14 protein-coding genes and 1 pseudogene are annotated in these 15,965 nt (G+C 63.8%); 13 read left to right on the forward strand and 2 right to left on the reverse strand.

Features of this window, described 5'->3' with window-relative positions:
* The first annotated feature begins 308 nt into the window (after positions 1 to 308).
* From GH681_RS12775 to GH681_RS12830, 12 genes are all read left to right on the forward strand, one after another.
* Positions 309 to 917: a TetR/AcrR family transcriptional regulator gene (locus GH681_RS12775; protein WP_004255154.1), complete on the forward strand. Its 609-nt coding sequence runs from the start codon at positions 309 to 311 to the stop codon at positions 915 to 917.
* A 187-nt stretch (positions 918 to 1,104) separates the two neighbouring features.
* Complete coding sequence (locus tag GH681_RS12780; protein WP_083768689.1) at positions 1,105 to 1,530, forward strand: hypothetical protein; 426 nt, start codon at positions 1,105 to 1,107, stop codon at positions 1,528 to 1,530.
* A 27-nt stretch (positions 1,531 to 1,557) separates the two neighbouring features.
* The gene (hlyD, locus tag GH681_RS12785) at positions 1,558 to 2,598 is read left to right on the forward strand and encodes a secretion protein HlyD (protein ID WP_017462963.1); all 1,041 of its coding nucleotides are present in this window, start codon (positions 1,558 to 1,560) and stop codon (positions 2,596 to 2,598) included.
* Position 2,599: 1 nt separating this feature from the next.
* Positions 2,600 to 4,372, forward strand: a complete 1,773-nt coding sequence (locus GH681_RS12790) for an ATP-binding cassette domain-containing protein (protein WP_153161866.1) — start codon at positions 2,600 to 2,602, stop codon at positions 4,370 to 4,372.
* On the forward strand, positions 4,369 to 5,538 hold the full coding sequence (locus tag GH681_RS12795) for an ABC transporter permease (RefSeq protein WP_099589928.1): 1,170 nt from the start codon (positions 4,369 to 4,371) through the stop codon (positions 5,536 to 5,538). Before GH681_RS12790 ends, GH681_RS12795 begins: the two co-directional genes overlap by 4 nt.
* A 4-nt stretch (positions 5,539 to 5,542) precedes the next feature.
* Positions 5,543 to 6,661: an ABC transporter permease gene (locus GH681_RS12800; RefSeq protein WP_099589929.1), complete on the forward strand. Its 1,119-nt coding sequence runs from the start codon at positions 5,543 to 5,545 to the stop codon at positions 6,659 to 6,661.
* Positions 6,658 to 8,196 carry an efflux transporter outer membrane subunit gene (locus GH681_RS12805; protein ID WP_153161867.1) on the forward strand — a complete coding sequence of 513 codons (1,539 nt, stop codon included), beginning with the start codon at positions 6,658 to 6,660 and terminating at the stop codon, positions 8,194 to 8,196. The genes GH681_RS12800 and GH681_RS12805 overlap by 4 nt, the downstream gene beginning before the upstream one ends.
* A 20-nt stretch (positions 8,197 to 8,216) precedes the next feature.
* Complete coding sequence (locus GH681_RS12810; protein WP_015476688.1) at positions 8,217 to 8,426, forward strand: DUF2892 domain-containing protein; 210 nt, start codon at positions 8,217 to 8,219, stop codon at positions 8,424 to 8,426.
* Positions 8,427 to 8,433: 7 nt separating this feature from the next.
* Entirely contained in the window at positions 8,434 to 9,843 is a 1,410-nt protein-coding gene (locus GH681_RS12815; RefSeq protein ID WP_153161868.1) for an MBL fold metallo-hydrolase RNA specificity domain-containing protein, read from the forward strand.
* Positions 9,843 to 10,709, forward strand: coding sequence for a TIGR00730 family Rossman fold protein (locus tag GH681_RS12820; RefSeq protein ID WP_153161869.1), 867 nt, complete (start codon positions 9,843 to 9,845; stop codon positions 10,707 to 10,709). The genes GH681_RS12815 and GH681_RS12820 overlap by 1 nt, the downstream gene beginning before the upstream one ends.
* Positions 10,706 to 11,905, forward strand: a complete 1,200-nt coding sequence (locus tag GH681_RS12825) for a lipid A deacylase LpxR family protein (protein WP_153161870.1) — start codon at positions 10,706 to 10,708, stop codon at positions 11,903 to 11,905. Before GH681_RS12820 ends, GH681_RS12825 begins: the two co-directional genes overlap by 4 nt.
* A gap of 48 nt (positions 11,906 to 11,953) precedes the next feature.
* Positions 11,954 to 12,430: a cytochrome c gene (locus tag GH681_RS12830; RefSeq protein WP_153161871.1), complete on the forward strand. Its 477-nt coding sequence runs from the start codon at positions 11,954 to 11,956 to the stop codon at positions 12,428 to 12,430.
* Between the two features lie 95 nt (positions 12,431 to 12,525).
* On the opposite strand, the pseudogene GH681_RS12835 reads toward GH681_RS12830, so the two are convergent.
* Both GH681_RS12835 and GH681_RS12840 read right to left on the reverse strand, forming a co-directional pair.
* Positions 12,526 to 13,749: pseudogene (locus tag GH681_RS12835) on the reverse strand (IS3 family transposase).
* 115 nt (positions 13,750 to 13,864) lie between these two features.
* Positions 13,865 to 14,299, reverse strand: a complete 435-nt coding sequence (locus GH681_RS12840; RefSeq protein WP_228111896.1) for a LysR substrate-binding domain-containing protein — start codon at positions 14,297 to 14,299, stop codon at positions 13,865 to 13,867.
* 468 nt (positions 14,300 to 14,767) lie between these two features.
* Between GH681_RS12840 and GH681_RS12845 the strand changes: the two genes are divergently transcribed.
* A complete protein-coding gene (locus GH681_RS12845; RefSeq protein ID WP_059401254.1) occupies positions 14,768 to 15,679 on the forward strand; it encodes a LysR family transcriptional regulator in 912 nt (303 codons plus the stop codon).
* The last annotated feature ends 286 nt before the right edge of the window (positions 15,680 to 15,965 follow it).

Genomic DNA, 15,965 nt, shown 5'->3' on the forward strand with positions numbered 1-15,965 from the left:
TTATTACTATCATAATGCCTACGGGAAAAGATGCAAAGCCTTGAAGAACGCCCGGGGGATTTCCGCCTTCGCTCGAACGAAATCGCTTCTCTTGCTCTGACTGAGGTGGCCGACTTGCCGACCGATTACTCATGATCCGCCTGAGGGGTGTGTTCGCTTCCTGGGTCTCGTCAGCTCACTTGGCCACGATCCATGGATGGGGCAGGAACCATCCTTTCCCGTGCGATGAACCGTATTCCCGATCTTGCGACGCGGATGTTTTGCATGTTAGGATAGTAATAGGTCACTTACTTTATGGAGTCTGATCGGTGAGCGAACGTCCTCAACATCTGTCCGCTGAAGAGCGGCGTGCTGCCACAGTGCAAGCGGTGGTGGACTTGGCCGCGGAGCAAAACCCGGCCGAAATCACGACCACGGCCATCGCCGATCGAATGGGTTTGACGCAGGGCGCGCTGTTTCGCCACTTCCCCACCAAGGACGCGATCCTGGAGGCAACGATGACCTGGGTCGGTGAGCGTCTACTGGTGCGCGTGGACAAGGCGGCCGAGGGCGCCGCGTCTCCTGCCGCAGCACTCGAAGCCATGTTCATGACGCACATCGACTTCGTGGCCAAGCATCCCGGCGTGCCGCGCATGCTGTTCGGAGAACTGCAACGCTCTGGCGAGACGCTCGCCAAGCGGATGGTGCAGACCTTGCTCCGTCAATACGAACAGCGCCTGCGCCGCCTGATGGAGGCAGGCAAGGCGCAAGGCGACCTGGATGCGGATCTGGACGTGGATGCCGCCGCCGTGTTGTTCATCGGCACGATCCAGGGACTGGTCATGCAGTCGCTGTTGGCCGGCAAGGTCAGTCGCATTCGTCGTGATGCGCCAGCCGTGTTTGCCATCTATCTCCGTGGCATCACGCACACCCGATGAAACGCCTTCCATCCTGCCGCCACGCAGTTGCCCGGTCGGCCGAGAGGCACACCACGGTCATGCGATCGCGTTGCGCCTCCAGCGCGAATCCGCGTCATTCAACACTCAGCCCGACCGCCCGGCGGAACGCACACGCACGCCGCGACGACGGCGAAGGCTTGGGAGTTTCCGCGATCAAGTAAAGGCCATGAAGATGACCACTCATCCACAACGCAGCCTCTGGAACTGGCTGATCTCCCTGCTCGCGATCGGCTTCGGCCTGCTCACTCTTCGGGAGGGCGGCGCCGTTCTGTTTGTCGACGGCGCGGCGCGCCAGGCTGCCGGCCACTATGTGCCTTTCGTGCTCTGGTTCAATTTTCTGGCCGGGTTCGCCTACATCGTCGCCGGCGTCGGCTTGTGGATGCGCCGGCGCTGGGCCGCGTGGTTGGCGATTGTCATCACGGTGGCGACCGCACTCGTGTTCCTCGCTTTCGGAGTGCATGTGGCTCTGGGTGGCGCCTGGGAGCGACGCACGGTGGTCGCCATGACGCTGCGCACGTTGGTGTGGGCTGGCATAGCGGCCATCGCCTGGCGCCGGTCAGCGGCGAATGCGCCGGTCGCACGCGAGCACTGAGCACCTTTATCCAGCGGAAACCCATCGATGAAAACTCCAAACCTCCTCTTCAAGAAAACCCGTTGGGTCGTGATCGCCGTCGTCGTGCTCGCTCTTGGCGGCGCACTGGCGTTCTGGCTGTCGCGCGACCATGGACAACAAGATGCATTGCGCCTCTACGGCAACGTCGACATCCGCGAGGTGCAACTGGCCTTCCGTCAGCCCGGGCGCGTGATGCAAATGGCTTTCGATGAGGGCGATGCCGTCAGCGCGGGCGCGCGCCTGGCGGCGCTTGACGCGCAACCCTATCGGGAAGCACTTGCGGCAGCACAGGCCCAGGTGCAGGTGGCGCAGGCGGAACTGGCCAAGCTGCGCCGCGGCCTGCGACCGCAGGAAATCACCCAGGCGCGCGAAGCCCTCAGGCAGGCCCAGGCGCTCGCCACCGAGACCGAGCGCAATTTCCAGCGCCAGAGTGGCCTGCTGGCATCGGGCGCCAGCAGCCAGCGCACGGTCGATGCCGCCCGCACGGCGCGCGACCAGGCAACCGCTGGCGTCGAAGCGGCCAAGGCGGCCCTGTCGCAAGCATCCGAAGGTTTTCGCAAGGAAGACATCGCCGCGGCAGAAGCTCGCCTTGCGGCCGCACAGGCCGCCGCAGCGCAAGCCACGACAGCCTTGGCGGACACCGAGTTGATGGCGCCCAGTAGCGGCACCGTCATCGCACGAGTGCGGGAGCCCGGCAGCATGGTCGCAAGCCAGAGCGCGGTCTACAGCCTGAGCCTGGACAAGCCGGTTTACGTGCGCGCCTACGTGGGCGAGTCGGACTTGGGGCGCATCGCGCCCGGTACTGTGGTGCGCGTCAAAAGCGATTCATCAGAGAAGGTCTATCGCGGCCAGATCGGCTTCATCTCGCCGCGCGCCGAGTTCACCCCCAAGACGGTGGAGACGACGGATTTGCGCACGGATCTGGTCTACCGCCTGCGCATCGTCATCGACGAAGCCGACAGCGACAGTGCCTTGCGCCAGGGCATGCCGGTGACGATCGAGGTCGATGCGAAAGCCGGCACTCGTATCCCGGCGGGGGAGCGTTGAAATGCAGGCAAGCCCTGCTATCGCCGCCGTGCCTGCGGGTGCGGGCGAAGACGCTGCCATCGTCATCGAAGACGTGGACAAGCATTTCGGCGACGTAAAGGCGCTGCGGGGCTTGAGCGCGCGCATCCACTATGGACGGCTGACGGGTCTGGTCGGCCCCGACGGCGCCGGCAAGACGACGCTGATGCGGATTCTGACCGGCCTGCTGATGCCGAACGCCGGCCACGTCACCTTGGCCGGTTATGACGTAGTCAAGGACAACGACGCCATCCACGTCGCCAGCGGCTACATGCCGCAACGCTTTGGTCTGTACGAAGACCTGTCGGTGATGGAGAACATGCGCCTGTATGCGCAGTTGCGCAGCATGGATGTGGATCGTAACGCCGATCTGTTTGCCGAGCTGCTGGAGTTCACGCGGCTCGGGCCCTTCACCAAGCGTCTGGCCGGCAAGCTCTCCGGCGGCATGAAGCAGAAGCTGGGCCTTGCCTGTGCGCTCATGGCGCGGCCCAAGGTGCTGCTGCTGGACGAGCCGGGCGTGGGTGTCGACCCGGTCAGCCGCCAGGATTTGTGGCGCATGGTGCAGGCGCTGACCGACGAGGGCATGGCCGTGGTCTGGTCCACCGCATATCTCGACGAAGCCGAGCGCTGCGAGAGCGTGCTGTTGCTGAACCAGGGACAGCTCCTGTTCGATGGCCCGCCGCAGCAACTCACCGCGCGGCTCGAAGGCCGCAGTTTCCGTCTGGAAGACGTCGGTGCCGAGCGCCGAGCGGTCCTGACCCAGGCACTCGACCTGCCCAGCGTGAGCGATGGCGTGATCCAGGGCGCCGGCGTGCGCGTGGTGTTGCGCGAGGGCGCCGAGGCGGAGCAGCTCCAGGCCCTGTCCGATCAGGCGCAGGTGCGGCTGGCGCAGGTGCCTGCGCGCTTCGAAGACGCCTTCATCGATCTGCTCGGTGGCGGCCCCGGCGGCACGTCGACGCTGGCCGAGCGTCTGCCGCCGGTTGAGCTGGGTTTCGACATTGCCGTGTCGTGCCGAAACCTCACCAAGCGCTTCGGCGAGTTCACCGCCACCGACAACGTCAGCTTCGAGGTGCAAAAGGGCGAAATCTTCGGCCTGCTCGGCCCCAACGGTGCCGGCAAGTCCACCACCTTCAAGATGCTGTGCGGCCTGTTGAAACCCACTGCTGGCGAAGCGCATGTGGTTGGCCATGATCTGCGCCGCGCCACCGGCGCAGCCAAGAGCCGGCTCGGCTACATGGCGCAGAAGTTTTCGCTCTACGGCCTGCTCTCGGTGCAGCAGAACCTGGAATTCTCGGCCGGCGTCTACGGACTGGAAGGCAACACCCGGCGCGAGCGCATTGCCGAGATGATCGAAACCTTCGATCTGGGCGACTGGCTGTCCGCCACGCCCGATTCCCTGCCGCTGGGCCACAAGCAGCGCCTGGCATTGGCTTGTTCGCTGATGCACCGGCCGCCCGTGCTGTTCCTGGATGAACCCACTTCGGGCGTGGACCCGATCACCCGGCGCGAATTCTGGACCCACATCAACGGACTGGCCCGCAAGGGCGTGACCATCATGGTCACCACCCACTTCATGGACGAGGCCGAATACTGCGACCGCGTGGCCATGCTCTCGCGTGCGCAACTGATCGCGCTGGATACGCCCGACGCGCTCAAACGTTCGGCGGTCAGCCCCGAACGACCCGACCCGACGATGGAGGACGCCTTCATTCACCTGGTGGAGTCGTCAGACCGCGAGCTGGAGGCCGCCACATGAACGGCGCCACAATGCACAAAGACGGAAGTGGCCCCCTGCAGACCGACTTGCGCCGTTTTGATCTGCGGCGCTTGGGCGCCCTGGTGACCAAGGAAAGCTACCAGGCGCTGCGCGACCCCTCGACGCTGCTGATCGCGTTCGTGCTGCCAGTGGTGTTGCTGCTGCTGTTCGCCTATGCGGTGTCGCTGGATGCGAAGGATGTCCGTGTCGGCGTGGTCCTGGAGTCGCCCGGCGCATCGGCACACTCGCTGGCCGCAGCGTTTTCGGGCACCCGCTTCCTGAATACGCACTTCGCCCATGACCGGCGCGAAGTGGCCGACCAACTGGTCTCAGGCGACCTGCGCGGCTACGTGGTGATTCCGCAGGATTTCGAGCAGCGTCTGGCCCAGCGTGGCAGCGAGCCGCTGGTGCAGATCGTCACCGATGGCTCCTACCCCAATACCGCCAACTACGTCGAGAACTACGCCCGTGGCGTGGTCCAGTCCTGGCGTGCCGGACTGGACGTCGGAGCACCAGCGCAGGCCGTCATGCTGGAACCGCGCTACTGGTTCAACCCCGAGCTGGAAAGCCGACGCGCACTGATTCCCGGTGCCATCGCCATCGTCATGACCATCATCGGCACCATGCTGACTGCACTGGTGGTGGCGCGTGAATGGGAGCGCGGCACCATGGAGGCGGTGCTGTCCACGCCGGCCTCGGTGGCCGAAATTCTGATCGGCAAGCTGCTGCCGTACTTCGTGCTCGGCATGCTGTCCACGCTGGGTGCGGCGGCGCTGGCGGTGTTCGTGTTCGGGGTCCCGATGCGGGGCTCGCTGGCGGCGCTGCTGCTGCTGTCGGCGGTGTTCATGGTGCCGGCGCTGGGTCAGGGTCTGCTGATTTCCTCCTTGGCACGCAACCAGTTCCTGGCAGCGCAGATCGCGCTGTTCACGGGTTTTCTGCCGGCTTTCATGCTGTCGGGCTTTCTGTATGAGATCGACGCGATGCCCGCGCCGATCCGGGCCATCACCCGGCTGGTTCCGGCGCGTTACTTCGTCGATTCGCTGAAGACGGTGTTCCTGGCCGGCGACATCTGGGCCGTGTTCCTGCCCAACCTGGCGGCCATGGCGGCGATCGGGGTGCTGTTCTTCGTGATCGCCAAGCGCGCCACGCGCAAGAACCTGGAGTGAAGCGATGTTGACGTCCGCATTCTCGTTGACCCGCCTGCGCGCCCAGTTCATCAAGGAGGTGCTCAGCGTCCTGCGCGACCCGCGCAGCCGCATGGTGGTGTTCGTGCCGCCGATCCTGCAGTTGCTGGTGTTCGCCTTTGCCGCGACGCTGGAAGTGCGCAACGTCGATATCGCCGTCTACGACCAGGATACGGGGCGCTGGTCGCACGAGCTGGTACAGCGCTTGGACAGCGCCCGCTTCATCACCCACATCCGGCATGTCGACAGCCAGCAGCAACTGCACGAGCTGATCGACCGTGGCGAGGTGATCGCCGCGCTCGCCATCCCGGTGGATTTCTCGCGCTCCATCGCTGCCGGCGAAAGTGGCCGCGCGCAGGTACTGGTAGATGGCCGGCGCAGCAACTCCGGGCAGATCACCGTGGCCTATCTGTCCACCATCGCCGCCGATGTCGGCGCCGAGGTCGTGCCCGACGCCCAGGCACCAACGCCCGTGGTCGTGCGCCACTGGTTCAACCCGAATCTGGTCTACCGCTGGTTCATCGTGCCCGGGCTGACGGGCATCCTGGCGTTGTTCAGCTCGCTCTTGATTACCTCGTTGTCGATCGCGCGCGAGCGCGAGCTGGGCACCTTCGACCAGTTGCTGGTGTCGCCCACCTCGACGCCCGAGATCATCATCTCCAAGTCGCTGCCGGCACTCGCAATTGGCACCGGGCTGGGCCTGTTCATGATCAGCGCGGGCGTCTTCCTGTTCGGCATCCCGTTTACGGGCTCGTTTGCACTCCTGCTTGCCAGCCTGGTGCTGTTCATCGCCTCGGTGGTCGGCATCGGTCTGATGATTTCCGCGGTCAGCATGACGCAGCAGCAGGCCATCCTGGGGGCGTTCGCCGTCGGCGTGCCGGCGGTGCTGATGTCAGGCTTTGCGACGCCTGTGGAAAACATGCCTGTCGTCCTGCAATGGCTGGCTCAGGCCATTCCGCTGACCCACTTCCTCATCATCGTCGAAGGCAGCTTTCTCAAGGCCATGCCGCCCGGTGACATTCTCGCCAGCCTGTGGCCGCTGGCGGTCATCGCCCTGGCCACGCTGACGATGGCCACCGTATTCGTCCGAGGACGCCTGCAATGAAATCCAAGCCCCGCACTCCCTTTCTTCGCGCAACCGTCACCGGCCTGACCCCTGGGCGCGCGCGTCCGCTCGCGCTGGCCCTGTCCTGCGTGCTGCTGACTGCCTGCGCAAGCGTGGGCCCCGACTACCGCGAGCCGCCGCCGGTCGACGTCGGCAGCGGCTGGAGCTTGCCGTTGGCAAGCGAATCTCAGTCCGCAGACTTGAGCCAATGGTGGTCTGCACTGGACGATCCCATCCTCGATCGCCTGATGGCCACGGCGCTGGCACAGAACCTGGATCTGCGCCAGGCTGCGGCACGCATCGATGAGGCACGCGCCCTGCGCGATCGTGTGGCCGGCGAGGCATTGCCCACCGCCGCCGCTGGCGCGAGCGTCAACCGGCGCCGTCAAAGCGAGAACGGACCCCTGCCCGTAGGTTCGATCCCCGGCCTTGACGCCACGCAGACCATCTACGACGCGGGCTTCGACGCGGCCTGGGAGGCCGACTTGTTCGGGGCCAGGCGGCGGGCGCTGGAAGGCGCCAGCGCCCGCCTGCAGGCGACCGAAGCCGAGGCGCAGGGCGTACGCATGCGCATCGTGGCCGAGGTCGCGCGCACCTGGTTCACCGCCGTCGGCGCCCGCTACGAGTTGCACGCACAACAGGCCACACTGGATACGCTGCAGCAGACCTTGGAATTGGTGCGCCTGCGGCATGCGCTGGGCGACGCGTCGGCCGCCGACGTGGAGGCGGCGTACGCCCAATGGACAGCAGTCAACGCGCTCATCCCGGATATCCAGGCGCGTCAGCGCGCCGCGATACTCAGCCTGGGCGTGCTGCTGGGCGCGCCGCCGGAGCGGGAGCTGGCACTGCTGGATGGCCCCTTGACGCCGAGCACGCTGCGGGCGCTGCCGGTGGGCGAGCGCGCAGAGATGCTGCGCCGGCGCCCGGACGTGCTGGCTGCGGAACGTCGCCTGGCAGCGAGTTCCGCCGACATCGGCGTGGCCACGGCCGAGTTGTTCCCCAAACTCTCCATCGGTGTCGGCGGCGGGTTCCAAGCGCTCAGTACGGGCGATTGGTTCGATGCATCCAGCTCGCGTTTTTCCATCCTGCCGCTGATTTCCTGGCGCCTGTTCGACGGCGGCCGTGTGCGCGCCGAAATTCGGGCACGCGAGGCGGCCGAGCGGCAGGCCGCGCTGGCCTATGAGCAGGCGGTGCTGACGGCGCTGGGCGACGCCGAGCGCGCGCTGGGCGACTACCACGGCGGGCTAGACACGCTTGAGCGCCGCGGTATGGCACTGGATGCCGCGCGCACCAGCTACGGCCACGCCAAGGCGCGCTATGCGGCAGGCGACATTGCGCTGGTCGAACTGCTGGCCGCCCAGCGCAGCCTGCACGAAGCCGAAACCGCAGCCGCGCGCGCACATACCAACGCCGCCGTGCAACTGGTGGCGCTGTACAAGGCCCTTGGTGGCGGCTGGGACGTATCCACGACGGCATCGACCGCAACCCATCCGCTGCGGGGCGCTGCCGCCCCCGTCGCGTTTTCAAGCCGTTGACTCAACACAAGGAGACCGTCATGCAAATCAACGTTGGAAGTCTCGACCGCATTGTCCGCATCGTCGTCGGACTGGTTCTGCTCAGCCTCCCGCTGTGGCTGGATTCATCCTGGCGTTGGCTGGGACTCATTGGATTCATGCCGCTCATCACCGGCCTGGCTGGCCGCTGTCCGGGCTACCGTCTGCTTGGCCTGAGCACTTGCCCGATACAAAAGAAAAAACCGGAGTGAGCATCCCATGAAACTGCATTTTCTGGGCGCTGCGCGCGAAGTCACCGGGTCGTGTTTCTTGGTGGAAGCGCTCAACGTACGCTTCCTGGTGGATTGTGGCATGGTTCAGGGCGGCCGCACGGCGGCGGCGCGCAACCATGAGCCATTCCCGTTCGACCCGGCGTCGATTGATTTCGTGCTCCTGACCCATGCCCATATCGACCATAGTGGGCTATTGCCCAAACTCACGCGCGCCGGGTTCAAGGGGGCCATCTACGCCACTCCCGCCACGGTTGATCTGCTGGGCGTGATGCTGCCCGACAGTGCCCACATCCAGGAGAGCGATGCAAAACGCAATGCGCAGCGACTCCGCGGAAAGGACGCACTGCCGCCGCTGTATACGCTGCAGGATGCCAGCGACTGCTTGCAGCAGGTGCGAGGCATCGAATACGACCGGGAGTTCGCGCCCCGCGTCGGGGTGCGCGCCCGATTCCGCGATGCCGGGCACATTCTTGGGTCGGCCATCATCGAGGTCTGGGTCACCGAACATGGCGACCCGACAAAGCTCGTTTTCAGTGGCGACCTCGGCCAGCCGGGGCGCCCGATACTGCGCGACCCGACAACCATCGAGGACGCCGACATCCTCGTCATCGAGTCCACCTACGGCAACCGCCAGCACAAGGATTTCTCGGCGACCGAAGAGGAAATGATCGGCATCGTCGAAAAGACATTGTTCGAACGCGGCGGCAATGTCATCGTGCCGGCCTTCGCGGTCGGCCGAACCCAGGAAATCCTTTATCACCTGCACCGACTCACCTGCGAGGGGCGGCTGCGGCAACCGAAGGTATTTGTCGATTCGCCGATGGCCACGCAGGCCACGCGCATCACGCGCGAGCATCTCGAATTGTTCGACGAACAGGCGAAGCGGTTGGCCGGCTGGCACGCGCGCGGCGAGAACCTCCCATACCTGAGTTTCACAGCGAGCGCTGAGGAGTCCATGGCGCTGAACCGGATCCGCTCCGGAGCCATCATCATTTCTGCCAGCGGCATGTGCGATGCGGGACGCATCCGGCACCACCTGCGGCACAACTTGCCACGCCGCGAATGCAGCATCTTGTTTCCCGGTTTCCAGGCGCAGGGGACGCTTGGCCGGCGCCTGATCGAGGGGGCCGAACGCGTGCGCATCTTCGGTGAGGACATTCCGGTACGTGCTGCGATCCACAGCGTGGATGGCCTCTCGGCGCATGCCGACCAAAAGGCGTTGCTGGATTGGGCTCGGGGTTTTATTCACCCCCCGGCGCAAACCTTCGTGGTGCATGGGGAACTGTCCGCCGCCCAGACCTTCGCCGAACTCTTGCAACGGCAACTCGGCTGGCAGGTCACGGTGCCCGAGCATGGTCATGCGCTGCGCTGGCCGGACTTTCTGGCGCACGAGTGATGAAGCCCGCCGAAGATCTCGATGAACGCCTGCGCGCCATCCGCGAGTCGCCAACGTACCGTCTTGCGTACGAAGACATCGAGCTGCTTGGCCAGGAAGAACTGCGGCCGCTGCGACTGCAGCTCGAACTGCTCAAGCCTGACCGCATCCTGCACGAGCAAGGCATTCGCTCGACGGTAGTGGTCTTCGGCAGCGCACGCGTGAGCGATGCCGAGACGGCAGAAGCCCGTCTTGGCGCGCTGGAGCGTCAGGCGCGCGTCACTCCGGAGGATGTCGGGCTGAGGCAAGAGCTTGCCCGAGCCAATCGCCGGGTCGAACAGGCACGCCACTACGAGCAAGCGCGGCGTTTCTCGGGCCTTATTTCGGCGCGTTTCCAGCAGCAAAACCGCCGTGATTTCGTCGTCGTCACCGGGGGTGGGCCCGGCATCATGGAGGCCGCCAACCGCGGTGCTTTCGAGGTCGGCGCACGTTCGATTGGCCTCAACATCACGCTGCCCCACGAACAGGCACCCAACCCCTACATGTGCCCAAATTTGGCGTTCCGATTCCACTATTTTGCGCTGCGCAAGATGCACTTCTTGTTGCACGCCAAGGGCTTGGTGGCCTTCCCCGGTGGCTATGGAACGCTCGATGAGCTGTTCGAGGTGCTCACCTTGATCCAGACCGAAAAGATGCAGCGTATTCCGGTGGTGCTGGTCGGCCGTGCATTCTGGCGTCGCGTAGTTGATTTCGATCTTCTGCTCGACGAAGGCTATGTCTCTTCATCCGATCTCGACTTGTTCACCTGCGTAGACGAAGCCGAGGAAATCGTTAGTGCCCTCGAACGCTTTTACGTCAACAGGGCAGCAGGCGATGGGGCGACATGATCGGCGTCGACGGGTATTGCCGGAGCCTGTGCGGCACCAAGGTGCAGCAGTCGATGCAGTGCGCCACCTTGTTGATTGCCTGTGCATTGTTCAGCCCGATTTCTGCTTTCGGTTCCGACTTCTCGCTCTCTGCAAATCCTACCTCCTGCTCGCCAGGGCAATCCCTGCGCTTGCGGGGCGGCACCCTGCGTCTGGAGAACGATTTGTTCACCGGCTCCGATCGCAACTACACCAACGGTGTCGCGCTAACAGCAGTCTCACGCGATCTGCAAGGCGGGCTCCGTCCGGAGTGCCTGCCCCAGCCGATTGGTTTGTATGCCCGCTTCATCGGCTGGGCTGATCCAGGCTTCTGGCACGACGCCGGCGCCCACTCGTCGTCGCAAAACCTCGTTGTGCGCTTTGGCCAAGCCATGTACACGCCTGAGAACAAGACGCGCACCGATGTGATTCCAGATGACCGACCGTACGCTGGTTTGCTCTACCTGGGTTTGGCGTGGAATCGCCGCATCCACCCACAAGCCGCCAGCTACGAAATGCTTGACGTGCGTGAGCTGACCCTGGGCGTGATCGGCCCCTGGTCGCTGGCCGAGCAATCTCAGGATCTGGTGCATCGGGCACGCGGCATTGAGCGCTTTCGCGGCTGGGACAACCAGTTGCGCAACGAGCCGACATTTCAGATGGCCATGGAACGCAAGTTCAAGCCGTACACGGAGGGTGCGGTCCGCCCTGGATGGGGCAGCGACGTGATCGGCAGTTATGCCCTGCGGGTCGGAAACATTGAAACCGCCGCCAGTACCGGCGTGGAGTTTCGCGCGGGCTGGAACATACCGAACGACTTCGGCAGCTATCCGATCCGCCCTGGCGCGGAGAACCGCCCGCCCTCTGGTGTTGCCGATCTGCGCACGACAACGCCGCAATCGGTCCTGGCGCCCAAACCTGGGGCACATGTCTTCCTGAACCTGGAGGGTAAAGCCGTCGCCTGGGACTTCTCACTCGACGGAAACATGTTCCGGAATAGCCACCATGTCAGCCGGCGGCCTTGGGTCGCGCAAGCAGCTCTCGGCATCAGCAGCCAATGGATCGTTGCTGGACGTGGCGTGCGGCTTGCCGTGATGCGCGTTTGGAGAACCCGCGAGTTCGACCAGCAGGCGGGCTATCACGCATTCGGATCGATCGCGCTGAGCTTGGAATTTTGAGGACACCTGCAACCATTCGTTAGACCCAAAGCATTCGTCACAACATCAATGGAGAAATTCGTGAACCAGCCCTTGAAACCCAGATCGTTCTTCACAGTCTCGCTGTCCGTGCTCTTGGCAACCTTCGCCACGGCACTCGGTGCGCAGTCCGTAGAGGCGGCAAAGCCAATGGCGCTTCGTACCATAATGGAAAGACTCGGGCGCGACATGCAAGTCGTCACGGGCGCGATCTCCAAAGAAGACTGGCCACTGGTCGCCGAGCTAGCACCACGAATTGCCAAGCATGCCGAGCCGCCCATGTCGGAAAAGATGCGCATCCTTGCCTGGCTTGGGGCAGACGCTGGAAAGTTTCGGGGTCTTGATGGACAGGTTCATGACGCCGCGACCGCCATGGGCGAGGCTGCACAGCGGAATGACGGCCAAGCAGTCATCGCGGCTTTCTCCAAAACCCAGCAAAGCTGCCTAGCCTGCCACCAGAGTTACCGTCGCTCGTTCGTGGAAAAGTTCTATGGTGGAAGCCGCTAGCAAGGGATGGCTACACCTGTTGACGGAAGACTAGCTTCTGTCCAATCAATATACTGGAGTTGACCCACTTCCGTGGACGTGTATTGGTTTGATTCTCAAACCGTTTCGGGTGTTGTCTGGACATGCACGACGGCATCTTCAACAACATCAAACAGCGCTTCGTTGCTCCTTTCAAAGTTCAGGGGTGAGAGGTAGCCCAGACCGCTGTGCCGGCGCCGGGGGTTGTACCAGCCTTCAATCCAGGTGAAGACTGCCATGCGGGCCTGTGCTTTGCTCTGGAAGGTGCTGCGCTCGATGAGTTCGCCTTCCAGGCTGGCAAAGAAGCTCTCGGCCATCGCGTTGTCGTAGGCATCGCCCACCGTTCCCATCGAGGGTCGCACCTGCATCTGCCGGCAGCGCTCGCCGAAGGCCACGCTCGTGTACTGGCTGCCCTGGTCCGAGTGGTGGATGACACTCTTGGGTTTGCGCTGCTCCAGGGCCATGTTCAACGCCGCGAGCACGAGGTCGGCGGTCATGCGCTCTCCCATGGCCCAGCCCACCACGCGCCGGCTCCAGACATCGATGACCACGGCCAGATAGAGGAAGCCCATCCAGGTGGGCACGTAGGTCATGTCCGCCACCCACAGCTGGTTCGGACCTGTGGCGTGGAAACGCCGGTTGACCAGGTCATGGGCCGGGGTCTGACGCTTGTCACGGCGGGTGGTGACGGTGAAGCCTCTGCGCTTGCTGATGCCGTGGATGCCGGCTTGCCGCATGAGACGAGCCACGCGCTGGCGGCTGATACACACGCCTTGCTCGATGAGCTCGGCACGCACCCGGGGCATGCCGTAGGACTCGTAGGAGTCCTGATGAATCTGGCGGATGCGCTCGGTCATCACCGCGTTGGCGATGCTGCCGCTGGGACGGGGCACGCTCTCGCCAGACATAGAACCCGCTGGCTGAGACACCAAGGACGCGGCACATGGTGCGCACGGATAAGTCGGCCTGGTTCGCCATCACGAGTCCGAAGACTTCGTGGATGTCGCATCGCTGCGACCGGCGAACCAGGCCGTAGCCTTTGCCAAGATGTCGCGCTCCGTCTGGACCTGGCGCAACTGCCGGCGCAGCCGCACCAATTCTTCCCGCTCTGCGGTGGTCAGGCCTTCCTTGCCTGGTAAAGGCTTGCCGTCGTCGATGGCGGCCTGGCCGACCCAGTTGGTGATGGACTGGGCCGTGACACCGAACTCACGAGAGAGCTGCGAGGGTGAGCGCCCGGCTCGAACCAGCTCGACCATCTGCTGGCGGAATTCCGCCGGGTACGGCGGTCGTACTTTTGACATTTGCGACTCCTTGAACACAAAGAATGATGTGTCCACGGAACCGGGTCAACTCCAATACCTCGACGCGTTTCAGGTTCCCAGGAAGCCACCCGTGCAGCGATCACGGGTTCCTGCTTCACCCGCGGCAGCACTCGTTGGATCTGACGTGCATGACTCCCGTATGCATGTGGGTCACCAGCACCAGCGGATAACGCAGCACCTCGTCCAGTGAGATACGTTTGTGCTTGAGCAGCGGATGCCATGCCGGCGCCGCGACCATGAGGGGGGGCGCTCCAAAGCGCCTTAGCCACGATGTCGTCATCCACTTCACCAGACTGGGCCCTAGGTCATGCAGATCGCCATGCAGCCCCTTGATTTGCTGCGACAGTGACACCTCGAACAGGCGCAACTCGACGTCGGGCTCCTCCTGCCAGCTTAACGCCAGCAAGGTCGGCAAGCGCGACGGGGTGATGCCATCGGACAGCGTAATGCGTTGCTGACCGTGAAGGCCGTTGGCCGCTCCCCTCACGCTGTCGCGGGCTTGCTGCAAGGCAGTGAAGATGCGCGGCACATGTTACAGGAATTGCTTGTCCGCCCGCGTCAGCCGCTTGCTGCGACTGCTCCGGCCGCAGTGCTTCAGCAGCGCGGTTACAGGTGGCGATCTCGAATTCGCCGAACATGCCCATCGACAGTTCATCCGGCGCGATGCCCGCTGGCGCGAACTTCAGACGCTGCGCCGCCGCCCGTGTCGACAGACCAAATCGCTCGCCCTCGGGGAGTGACGTAAGACGCCGCGACTGTCTTCCTCGGGTCGCTGCGGCCACAGAAGACTAGCCGAGGCGCGCTGGCGCGAGTGATCTAGCTAGCCATCCGCCATGACCGCCGCCCGCGTTCAAGCAGCGTTGCAATAACTCCGGACACCATTGCCCGCGTGCTGTGAGCCAGCGACGGCAGCCGCTGCAAGACATGCCGGCCTCGTCTCCGCACGCATGCGGCTCCCTACGATCATAAGGACTGGTCACGTCACGAGGGACTGCGCATGAACTTACGTCATCTTCGCTGTTTCATTGCTGTAGCCGAGGAACTGCACTTCGGTCGAGCCGCTAGGCGGCTGCATATAGAACAATCTCCCCTATCACGCACGATCCGCAAGTTGGAGACAACTCTAGGCGTGACGTTGCTCAGTCGCACGCCGCGGGGCGCAACCCTGACTTGGGCAGGGCGAGTCTTCCTCGACGACGCCCGCCGCATCATGTTGAGCGTTGAGCAGGCAGTGGCCAGCGCGAAGGCTGCTGCCTCCGGTTCTCAGGGCATTTTGCGAATCGCGCTGTCGAGAGACATAGGACGGGCGAGGCTATCAGCACTGCTTGCACTGTGCCGCGAAGAGTCGCCGCAGGTAAACATCCGGCTCTCCGAAGTACCGCTGACCGAACTCGTGCAGGGGCTGAACGCAAATCTGTTCGACGCCGGCTTTGCAATGGTCAATGAAGTGGAGGACGGGATCATTGCTGAGCCGCTGTGGGCCGACCCCTTGGTAGTGATCCTGCCCGCACGGCACCCGCTTGTAGCCTTCAAGGAAGTGCCGTTGCAGGAAGTGGTGAGCTATCCGCTGGTACTTTGTGATCCACGGGCATGCCAAGGTTGCGGTCGGCAGAGCGAACGACTGTTCCGCTCTGTCGATGTCCAACCGATCGTGGCTGAGTATGCCGCTTCTCACGGGCTGATGCTGACGTTGGTGGCCGCAGGGTACGGGCTAGGTTTTTCCACTGCCGCGCACTTGGCAACTTGCCAGCCGGCGGATGTTGTTGTCCGCCCGTTGGCCGGTCAGAGCGCATCGATAACCACCTATCTGTTACGAACCGAGGGTGGCATGACGGAGCCGTTGCAGCGGTTCATCGAACGCGCCGAACGTGTATGTCATCAGGACGCAAGCACATCACGCGCGATTTGACGCAGATCTATCGAAAGGTGCGCGGCTAGTTTTCTCGGATTGCGCGATTCATCTTTGGTCTTGCGGCTGCCCCGATCTGCATGGCTCATGCGCTGTACTGATTCCAGTTTCGACGCAATTGCTGCGCCCTTCCGTACTCCGGCACTCGCCTGCGGGCTCGCCGCCGCGGTCATTTCACTGACGCGGAACGCATGAGCTTTTGCTGGTTGCAAACCGGCTCATCCTGTTGACGCATTGGCACTTTACGCCGTTGGAATTCCTACGGAAAACTTTGGCCAGGTTTCGG

Source organism: Zoogloea sp. 1C4, assembly GCF_009469605.1.
Lineage (GTDB): Bacteria > Pseudomonadota > Gammaproteobacteria > Burkholderiales > Rhodocyclaceae > Zoogloea > Zoogloea oryzae.

Bases quoted from the DNA above. Each gene is read 5' to 3' on its own strand.
- GH681_RS12780 (WP_083768689.1), top strand. From the start codon at position 1,105: ATGAAGATGACCACTCATCCACAACGCAGCCTCTGGAACTGGCTGATC.
- hlyD (WP_017462963.1), top strand. From the start codon at position 1,558: ATGAAAACTCCAAACCTCCTCTTCAAGAAAACCCGTTGGGTCGTGATC.
- GH681_RS12790 (WP_153161866.1), top strand. From the start codon at position 2,600: ATGCAGGCAAGCCCTGCTATCGCCGCCGTGCCTGCGGGTGCGGGCGAA.
- GH681_RS12795 (WP_099589928.1), top strand. From the start codon at position 4,369: ATGAACGGCGCCACAATGCACAAAGACGGAAGTGGCCCCCTGCAGACC.
- GH681_RS12800 (WP_099589929.1), top strand. From the start codon at position 5,543: ATGTTGACGTCCGCATTCTCGTTGACCCGCCTGCGCGCCCAGTTCATC.
- GH681_RS12805 (WP_153161867.1), top strand. From the start codon at position 6,658: ATGAAATCCAAGCCCCGCACTCCCTTTCTTCGCGCAACCGTCACCGGC.
- GH681_RS12810 (WP_015476688.1), top strand. From the start codon at position 8,217: ATGCAAATCAACGTTGGAAGTCTCGACCGCATTGTCCGCATCGTCGTC.
- GH681_RS12815 (WP_153161868.1), top strand. From the start codon at position 8,434: ATGAAACTGCATTTTCTGGGCGCTGCGCGCGAAGTCACCGGGTCGTGT.
- GH681_RS12820 (WP_153161869.1), top strand. From the start codon at position 9,843: ATGAAGCCCGCCGAAGATCTCGATGAACGCCTGCGCGCCATCCGCGAG.
- GH681_RS12825 (WP_153161870.1), top strand. From the start codon at position 10,706: ATGATCGGCGTCGACGGGTATTGCCGGAGCCTGTGCGGCACCAAGGTG.
- GH681_RS12830 (WP_153161871.1), top strand. From the start codon at position 11,954: ATGGAGAAATTCGTGAACCAGCCCTTGAAACCCAGATCGTTCTTCACA.
- GH681_RS12845 (WP_059401254.1), top strand. From the start codon at position 14,768: ATGAACTTACGTCATCTTCGCTGTTTCATTGCTGTAGCCGAGGAACTG.